The organism is Lysinibacillus sp. NPDC059133, assembly GCF_042755925.1.
GTDB lineage: Bacteria > Bacillota > Bacilli > Bacillales_A > Planococcaceae > Lysinibacillus.
Map to the genome: position 1 here is coordinate 1 of NZ_JBHZDH010000095.1, position 8,761 is coordinate 8,761.

8 protein-coding genes and 1 pseudogene are annotated in these 8,761 nt (G+C 36.9%); 3 read left to right on the plus strand and 6 right to left on the minus strand.

Features of this window, described 5'->3' with window-relative positions:
* Positions 1–135 precede the first annotated feature (135 nt).
* Positions 136–729, minus strand: a pseudogene (locus tag ACFXN8_RS25700) (NAD(P)H-dependent flavin oxidoreductase); the annotation flags it as partial.
* 151 nt (positions 730–880) lie between these two features.
* Between ACFXN8_RS25700 and ACFXN8_RS25705 the strand changes: the two are divergent.
* Positions 881–2,350 (plus strand): aminotransferase class I/II-fold pyridoxal phosphate-dependent enzyme, encoded by a 1,470-nt coding sequence (locus tag ACFXN8_RS25705; protein WP_376072893.1) that lies wholly within the window; start codon positions 881–883, stop codon positions 2,348–2,350.
* Positions 2,351–2,438: 88 nt separating this feature from the next.
* Here ACFXN8_RS25705 and ACFXN8_RS25710 read toward each other — a convergent pair whose 3' ends face one another.
* Positions 2,439–2,771: a helix-turn-helix transcriptional regulator gene (locus tag ACFXN8_RS25710; RefSeq protein WP_386848231.1), complete on the minus strand. Its 333-nt coding sequence runs from the start codon at positions 2,769–2,771 to the stop codon at positions 2,439–2,441.
* Between the two features lie 166 nt (positions 2,772–2,937).
* Here ACFXN8_RS25710 and ACFXN8_RS25715 point away from each other — a divergent pair, with 166 nt between their 5' ends.
* The gene (locus ACFXN8_RS25715) at positions 2,938–3,558 is read left to right on the plus strand and encodes a class I SAM-dependent methyltransferase (RefSeq protein ID WP_386848232.1); all 621 of its coding nucleotides are present in this window, start codon (positions 2,938–2,940) and stop codon (positions 3,556–3,558) included.
* Between the two features lie 142 nt (positions 3,559–3,700).
* Here the strand turns inward: ACFXN8_RS25715 and ACFXN8_RS25720 are convergent, their stop codons facing one another.
* The 3 genes from ACFXN8_RS25720 to ACFXN8_RS25730 all read right to left on the minus strand — a co-directional run bounded on the left by ACFXN8_RS25720 (position 3,701) and on the right by ACFXN8_RS25730 (position 6,538).
* On the minus strand, positions 3,701–4,378 hold the full coding sequence (locus ACFXN8_RS25720) for an LrgB family protein (RefSeq protein WP_376072884.1): 678 nt from the start codon (positions 4,376–4,378) through the stop codon (positions 3,701–3,703).
* Positions 4,371–4,814: a CidA/LrgA family protein gene (locus ACFXN8_RS25725; protein WP_386848233.1), complete on the minus strand. Its 444-nt coding sequence runs from the start codon at positions 4,812–4,814 to the stop codon at positions 4,371–4,373. The genes ACFXN8_RS25720 and ACFXN8_RS25725 overlap by 8 nt, the downstream gene beginning before the upstream one ends.
* A 218-nt stretch (positions 4,815–5,032) precedes the next feature.
* Entirely contained in the window at positions 5,033–6,538 is a 1,506-nt protein-coding gene (locus tag ACFXN8_RS25730) for a Tle-like phospholipase domain-containing protein (RefSeq protein WP_386848234.1), read from the minus strand.
* Positions 6,539–6,905: 367 nt separating this feature from the next.
* Here ACFXN8_RS25730 and ACFXN8_RS25735 point away from each other — a divergent pair, with 367 nt between their 5' ends.
* Positions 6,906–7,028, plus strand: coding sequence for an IS3 family transposase (locus tag ACFXN8_RS25735; protein WP_386848235.1), 123 nt, complete (start codon positions 6,906–6,908; stop codon positions 7,026–7,028).
* Positions 7,029–7,221: 193 nt separating this feature from the next.
* Here ACFXN8_RS25735 and ACFXN8_RS25740 read toward each other — a convergent pair whose 3' ends face one another.
* Entirely contained in the window at positions 7,222–8,004 is a 783-nt protein-coding gene (locus ACFXN8_RS25740; RefSeq protein WP_386848236.1) for an SDR family NAD(P)-dependent oxidoreductase, read from the minus strand.
* Positions 8,005–8,761: the final 757 nt, after the last annotated feature.

Genomic DNA, 8,761 nt, shown 5'->3' on the forward strand with positions numbered 1-8,761 from the left:
CACAAGGCTTTAGGAGTTAAAAGCAATTAACGTGGAGTTCGCACCAATCGCTTGATACGAAGGGTATTCTGTTATAAATTTATGCTTCTATACAGATTTGTATAGTTTTGTCTAATTTTTCGTAACAGTTTAGTTACCCATTTCAATTCCCTCTGCTCCCAGTGCATGAGCTGCCATCCAGCCACGGCCATTACCAATACCACCAGAAGCAATAACAGGTATTTTCACACTATCTACAACCTGTGGCACGAGCACCATCGTCCCTATATCATCGCGTCCAAGATGACCTCCGCCCTCTTGCCCAACAACCATAACAGCATCTGCGCCTAGTTCTTCCGCCTTTTGAGCTTGTCTACGTGCAGCAACAAGAACTAATTTTTTAATATCCGTTCCTTCCAAAATATCAAAAATAGGTGCAGGATTCCCGCCAGTCATTGTAACCACTGGTACCTTTTCTTCCACCGCAACGCGCACCATATCCTCATAACCAGTGCCATACATACCAATTGCAAAATTTACGCCAAACGGTTTATCCGTTAATGTTCGTACTTTATGAATCTCTGCGCGCAATAAGTCAGGATTCCGTAAACTCATTGCTGTTATTTGCCCTAGCCCCCCAGCATTCGACACCGCTGCTGCTAAATCAGCATAGGCTAAATAGGCCAATCCCCCTTGAATAATTGGGTATTTAATATTTAAAAGCTCCGTCACACGTGAATTCCAATTCATAATACCTCCCCTTTCCTAGAATACTAATTTCTCGAAATTATCAAAAAATCCTTTTATTTTTATTTTTTTCTGTAAAGTCTATTTTTTCTTGCAATTAGGTGCTATAATTCATTTGTTTTCTTACATATTAAAAAGTGAGGTGGTACCTGCGTTGTCACAACTAGAGACTCCATTGTTCGACGTATTACTAAAACATCGGAACAGACATCCAATTCAGTTCCATATTCCAGGCCATAAGAAAGGGCAAGGTATGGACCCTGCGTTCCGAGAATTCGTCGGCGACAACGTTTTATCAATTGATTTAATTAATATTGCTCCACTAGACGATTTACATTCACCGAAGGGCGCCATTAAAGAAGCGCAAGCACTTGCTGCCAAAGCCTTTGGTGCTGATCATACATTCTTTTCCGTTCAAGGTACTAGTGGCGCCATCATGGCGATGATTCTGACCGTCGTCGGTCCAGGTGATAAGATTCTAGTACCACGGAATGTTCATAAATCCATTATGTCGGCGATTGTTTTCGCTGGAGCAATCCCGATTTTTATTCATCCCGAAGTAGACAGTGAATACGGTATTTCTCATGGAATATCGCCTGAAGCTGTTGAAAAAGCTTTAAATGCTTATCCAGATACAAAGGCAGTTCTTGTTATTAATCCAACGTACTTCGGCTTCTCAGCAGACTTAAAGCGTATTGTCGAAATCGTCCATAGCCGCAATATTCCGGTAGTTGTTGATGAAGCACATGGTGTACACATTAAATTTCATGATGATCTTCCATACTCCGCAATGGAAGCTGGTGCTGATATGGCTGCAACAAGTGTACATAAGCTTGGTGGCTCTATGACTCAAACGTCTATTTTAAATGTTCGTGAAGGACTTGTTTCTGCAAAACGTGTACAAGCTATCCTGTCGATGCTAACAACGACATCGACATCTTATCCATTACTTGCTTCTCTTGACACAGCACGACGTCAGCTAGCAATCCATGGTTATGATTTAATTGGTGATGCACTTCGCTTGGCAAAAGATGCACGTAAACGCATTAACCAAATTCCACATATAAAATGTGCTGGTAAAGAAAAATTAAATTCATCAGCAACTTATGATATGGACCCTTTAAAGCTACTAATAAGTATTAAAGATTTAGGCATCTCTGGTCATCAAGCTGAAGAATGGCTTCGTCACAATGCAAATATTGAAGTAGAATTATCGGACCTATACAATATTTTATGTTTAGTGACATTAGGTGATACAAAAAAGGAAATTAATCTCCTTATCAATGCCCTTAGTCGTATGTCAAAAGCATTCGATTCAGAAGCTGCTATTACTGAAACAATGGTCAATGTTCCAGAAATCCCTGCACTTGCTATGTCACCACGTGATGCGTTTTATGCAGATACTGAAGTTGTCCCTCTTGCAGAAGCGGATAATTGTATTTGTGCAGAATTCGTTATGGTATATCCCCCAGGTATTCCGATTTTTATTCCCGGGGAAATAATTACACAAGAAAATATTCGCTATATTCAGATGAATATTGAAGCTGGTTTACCTGTACAAGGACCTGAAGATACAACATTAAAAACAATTCGCGTTATAAAAGAACGTAAACCTATTATTTAATGGCAAAGCTACCTCAGAAAGAGGTAGCTTTTGTTCTTAGACTGAGTTCCTCTATTTCAGCGAGTGTTTGGACACCCGCTGAAAGAAATTAATAATGATAATAGAACCAAGAAGAGAACATACCAAATATAGGAAAAACAAGCCACCAATACCTCCACAAAAAATCACCAACAGTTTTATGATCCGATTTATTTGAATCAGAGACAACTGGTGTATGATATTTTTCTTCCCCAGTAATAAGCTGATCTAAAGAAATTTTATATAAATCACTTAACCTTCTTAAATTATCAATATCAGGATAGCCCTTTCCTAACTCCCATTTTGAAACTGATTGTCTTGAAATATTTAAAAAGCCTGCGACATCATCCTGTGTATAATTATGTTGTTCTCTTAATTCCTTTAAACGGTTTTCTAAATTCATTGAATTTCACCTCCAACTTATCGTATTTTGATCAAATAATAATGGATTACTACACTTTATTCTAGAAGTTGCTATTTGCTAATTCGCAACGCATAGTTGCTTTCATGAACTAAGCAAAAAATTCGATTCTAACGCTTACATCACTTACAATATTTAGTAAGGAGTGATGAGAATGAACACGTGGGATCAACGATTCAACACAATCGAATATGTTTATGGTGAGAAACCAAATGCATTTATAGAAGACTATGTACACTATTTGAAAGATTATCCAAATGTGGCTGCATACGCAGAAGGTGAAGGTCGAAATGCAGTATTTTTAGCTTTACAGGGCCATACAGTAACTGCCTTTGACTATGCTGAAAGCGGTCTTGAAAAAACAAATCAGCTCGCAGAAAAACATAATGTAACAGTTCATACAAAACTTACTGACCTACTTCAAGATGAACTTCCAGTAGAAACGTTTGATGCTGCTATTATGGTGTTTGGACATTTTCCTGTTGAGCAGCAACAAGGGGTGTTTAAGCGGATTGTCGATTCTGTAAAGCCTGGCGGTCGTATTATGATGGAACTTTATTCAATTTATCAACTACCATACGACTCAGGTGGCCCAAGACAGCTTGATTTTTTATATGATCCATTGGATGTTCTAAAATGGTGCCAACCTTATAAAATCATCCATTTTTTAACAGGCGAACAAGTGCGAAATGAAGGTAAACTCCACACAGGCCTTGCTCATACCATTCAGATTATTATCGAAAAAGTTAAAAAAGAGGCGGGGAATTAGCTCTTTGCGAAAGCCGAATTACTTTCAAATAAATTAAGCACTATATTTAGAAAACCCGAACAATGGCAAAACACCGTATGAGTGCCTTGCAAATTTGTTCGGGTTTTACTTTAGCTAAAATACTTTTGTCCCAGCCTCTTTGTCACAAAAATAAATAAACAAATAGTGGACATAGAAATGCGCCAATAATGGCAGTTAAGGCCATAGATAACGAGCCTACTGATAATTCTTGTTCTCCGTATTCTCTTAATTTAACAAGTCCAACACCGTGTGAAGCGCTACCTACCGCAACACCTCTACTAACGGCGGAGTCAATTTTTCCGTATTTAATGACTAACGGTCCTATAATAGCGCCTACAAACCCCGCGAGCATTACAAGTACAGCTGTTAATGGTGGTATGCCGCCAATTGTCTCACTCACTTGCATACCTACAGGTGTTGTTAACGATTTAGGCAAGGCCGTCAGCAACCAGCTTTTATTGACACCAATCCATTTCAACATAACAAATATTGTCACTAAGCCCGTAATCATGGCGATAAAAATGCCTGATAAAATAGCATATTTATATTTCATAATAATCTCACGCTGATTATATAGAGGATAAGCAAGTGCTACAACCGCTGGACCTAGCATTTTTTGAAGCCATTTCCCTCCCTCCATATAAGTAGAATATGGAATATTACAGACTAATAATAGAACTGCACTGACGATAGTTGTCGTCACTAACGGAATCATTAAAGGATGAGGGAAACGTTGATAAAGTTTTGTAAATAATACGAATAACACAACGGTGCCAACGACAACAATAATTTCAGTCAACCGTTAATTCCCCCTCTCCTTCTTCTACAATGGCTTCTGTTTCTTTTTTAGTCAGCTCTTTTTTCTCAACAATTTGACTAAGTAATCCCGTAACATAAATAGAGATTAGCGTGCTGACTATAACGGCTAGCATAATCAATAGACCAGTTGTTGAAATAAGTTCAGGGTAGTCAATCACTCCTACAGTTGCAGGAATGAAAAATAAGGTTAATACGCCAATTAAAAAGCCTGCTCCATCTTGAATGTATTCTACTTTAATTATTTTCAAATGGAGTGAAAGTGCTAATAATAGTAATCCAATTACACTTCCCGGAAGAGGTACATGTAGTAAAGCAACAATACCGATACCCATGTAATAAAAAATATTGAGTATCCCAATCTGAACAATAATCCGAACAACTTTCTTTAACATCGCAGCATAATTCTCGTTCAACATTTCGCCACATTTCACCCCCCATTACGTTCATTCTACAACTGCAGGAATTTTCTGTCTATTGTAATTTTAGAAAAACAATAGAAAAAAAAGGATTGCTCCAAAACTTTTCTATTGGGTAATTACTTAAGAAGCTGCTCTGATAAACATATTACTGGACATTCATTTTAAAAAAGCACTTCCTAAGTATTTTAAACAAATAGGAAGTGCTTTTTTATTAATTATTTTTGGGGGTGTTTCATATCATATGCTTTCCAATTAGATTTCGAACTTTCTTTTATCAAATACAGGTTATCGTAAAATCCATTGTGTGAAGATACCACACTGTCGTAAGGTTTGCGATATTGAGAAATAAGGAGGTATTCACTACCTTTAAAACTGTAATATTCTACAGTAGGTTTTTTCACGTATTTATTTTCTAACCAAGAATAAATAAAGATTGTGTTTGGATTTGCCGCAATGTTATCGGTGCCTCTAAATATATATTTGTTTTCCCAAGGCATCATATCTTCTTTAATGTATTTATCAATATATCCAGGTGTGAATCCAGGAGATAAGATATCAATTATTTCTGCCTTTGTGAAGTAAAAGGTGTCTCCAAGCCTTATCTTATCTTGAATTTCGATTAGACCATCAACTATTTTCTTAGCTTCAGATAGTTCGAAGTCACTAAAATGCTTAATGTATTGGTTCGAAACATATCCTTCTTTTCCTTCGTAATTGAATAGAGAATAACCATATATATCTTGTGAATAGGTCGTAATTTTTGTTCCGCTCTTTAATGAACCTAACTTTGCAAAATTAGTGCCTGCTCCCGCTAAAACTTCGACTTCCTTTAAGTTAGTGGAGATAACGCCGGTTGTCTCTTCGTACAATGGTTTATCTGCATATTGATAAAAATTCAAAATATTATGGTAACCACTTACCGGAGTGGCAGGTTTATCATCTTTCTTGTCATAATAAATATTTGTTTTTGAATTTTTTTTAGGGTTGTTATATTTACCAATTGGATCAAGATTTATGGAAAACGTCTTTACTAACTTTCTGTTTGCATTGTCAAAATTTGAATATTCGTCAGGACTAGGTGCGTTGAATACAACGGAAGGTATTCCTTTTTCCAAAGTTATAGAAGTTGCTAAAAATCCTCCTAAAGAATGACCGGTAGCAGTAACTTTATATTTTGGATTTACCAGTTCAAATAGTCTTCTCGCATTATCCATTTGACTATTATACAGTTCCGAAGTAATGCCAGATAGATCTTTAGAGATATCTCTGCTGTCAGAAGTACCTCTAAAGGCGATTACATATTCTTCAGTTTTTGTATTTTTAAAAACAGCTCCGAAAAAGCCTGTTATATCATCACTTACATAATCATCTAAAATCCATTTTTCTAAATCAGCATATTTGATAAACTCACTTACCTTCATAGAAGGGTAGTAATGTTCTTTTCGAATATTCTTCCATTCATCCTTGAAATTTTGTAATGGATCACTTTTAGTTTTTATTGCATCAAATTTCATATCTACTAATTTTGTTCTTTTTTCAAATTTGCTAAGGTCTGAGTAAACTAGGGTGCTAAAGAACAATGATCTTGTTTCTTCTTTTGTTAAATTTTTCTGGTTAAGATTTGGTACAGTTGCTGCTTTTGCTGTTTGTGGATTTACACCGCTAAAAATGACTGATAAAACTGTGGTAATGATTAAAAAAACTAAAAAATTCCTTTTCAAAAAAAATCCTCCTTTATTGGTTTCGAACAATTATATCACCCTAATACCAGTAAATGAATAATTTTACAGTAGTTAATGTCGTCTTATTACCGGTAGATATATTTATTTTATAGGTCTTAAGTAAAATCTAGCTTCAAAAGATGGTGTTATGGTAGGGGGAAGGTTATTTAAGCGTCACATCCAACAATACTAAATTTCTCGTAATTTTTCCGTCAAATGAAGTCTTCACAGTACCTAGAACAAAAGGTCGTGCTATGAGATGCGTTGCTTTCGTAAGAATCGAAAAAATCGTAGCAATACTCGCAAGTGAAACCTCTAGACATTATTAATGTCTCCCCTCTTTATTTTTTAACGATAGAATAGTATCATGGAAAACCTCTTTGGCATACTCAATCAAGAGATGTATTACGGTGAAGTATTAATCTCCTATGAAGAATTGAAGAAGAAAATTGAACGGTATATCGACTACTATAACAATGAACGTATTTAAACTAAAACTGGCTGGCATGAGTCCAGTAAAATACCGAACTCACGCCAGCCAAATAGCTGCATAATAAAAATTCTAACTTTAAGGGGTTACTACCTTTGAGTTACCCTTTTTCTAAACATAAGATAAAGAAGTTCTAAAAACTAATCAACAATTTTAGACACAGCTAAATATACTTTTCTCAAAAAATAATACTCTATAATGCATGCCCGGAACCGCCATCAATGTTTACAGAAGTCCCCGTTACATAACTAGCAGCATCTGATACTAAAAAAGTAATGACATTTGCCGCTTCTTGAGTATCCCCTACGCGACCAAGTGGAATTGCTTGACCTACCTTGCGAGAATACTGGTCCCACGACAGCTCGGGTTCTGCCTCTTTCCAATTCTTCTCTATTTGATCACTACGAATAAGCCCAATACAAACAGAGTTCACACGAATATTATCTTTACCTAAGTCTTTGCTCATAGCTTTCGTTAATGCCAGACCTGCCGCACGACTTACAGTAGTAGGGAGTGAGCTTGCTGGTGGTGTTTTGGCCATTACCGCGGTCACATTAACTATTGCACCGCCACCAACCTTACGCAAATGAGGTACAGCATATTTTGAACAATTGACAGCCCCAAACACTTTTAAATCTAAATCAGCCTGCCATAGCTCACTACTAACCGATTCAAACGGATTTGCTGAAGCTGTGCCAGCATTATTAATAAGAATATCAAGGCGACCAAAGTGCTCTACCGCTCGTTCAATTAAGTACTTACAGTCCTTTTCCTTTGTAATATCAGTCGGTACAATTAAAACATCCTCGCCTGTTTCGTTTTTAATACAGCCAGCGGCCACTTGAAGCTGTTTTTCACCACGAGCACAAAGTACAACCTTCGCCCCCTCTTTCACAAGCTGCATCGCTGTATAATAACCAATCCCCTTACTTGAACCTGTAATAACTGCTACTTTCCCCTTTAAGCCTAGTTCCATTTTTATCACCCCAGTTTTTTGTTCAACTTCCCTTGTTTCATCAACATCATTATCATTTTCAGACATCTAGTACTCAATTTCAGAGATCTATTGGGCATTTAATAGATTCCCCACCGAACTATATTTTTCGAATATTCATTCGATATAATTACTTTATCAAAATTACAAGTAATATACAAAAAAACGGCTACAAAGCAAATGCTTTATCGTGTTGAAAAACAAAATTGCCAAGGAAATTACAGTGAATGTTGTGGCTCTTTAAAGGAGGGGGATTTCCGTTCCATTCTACAACCTTTCTTTTCTGCGGGCGAGCGTCGAATCGTTATTGCTGTCGCTCTGCTTTCGCACAGAAAACATTTGTTTCTGTGCAGGGTCTCGCCTGTCTTTAAAGTTGCGTTCTATCACTAAAATTAAAGCGACATGTCAGAGAATGCTATGTGATTTAGTTGATTTACGTTCCGACTGGGCGACATAATAAAGTAAAAGGTTTCGCACACAGTTTTGTGTATGAATCCTTTTTTGTTCTTTGGACGGTGGATGTCGATAAAATTCAGAAGTTGGGTGATAAAACGTGAAAGTTAGTCGATAAAATTTAAAAGTTGGGCGATAAAACGTGAAAGTTAGTCGATAAAACTAAAAAGTTGGTATGTCATGTGGATACGTTGATTGGAGTGGAGGCTGGGCGACTCCTTGGGGATTAGCGGTAGAGGAACGAAGGCTAAAAGCATCACGTCCTGTGATAACGCCTTCGTGACCA

Coding starts and splice junctions, on each gene's coding strand:
- ACFXN8_RS25710 (WP_386848231.1), bottom strand. CDS start 2,771: ATGAATTTAGAAAACCGTTTAAAGGAATTAAGAGAACAACATAATTAT.
- ACFXN8_RS25715 (WP_386848232.1), top strand. CDS start 2,938: ATGAGAATGAACACGTGGGATCAACGATTCAACACAATCGAATATGTT.
- ACFXN8_RS25725 (WP_386848233.1), bottom strand. CDS start 4,814: ATGTTGAACGAGAATTATGCTGCGATGTTAAAGAAAGTTGTTCGGATT.
- ACFXN8_RS25735 (WP_386848235.1), top strand. CDS start 6,906: ATGGAAAACCTCTTTGGCATACTCAATCAAGAGATGTATTACGGTGAA.
- ACFXN8_RS25740 (WP_386848236.1), bottom strand. CDS start 8,004: ATGGAACTAGGCTTAAAGGGGAAAGTAGCAGTTATTACAGGTTCAAGT.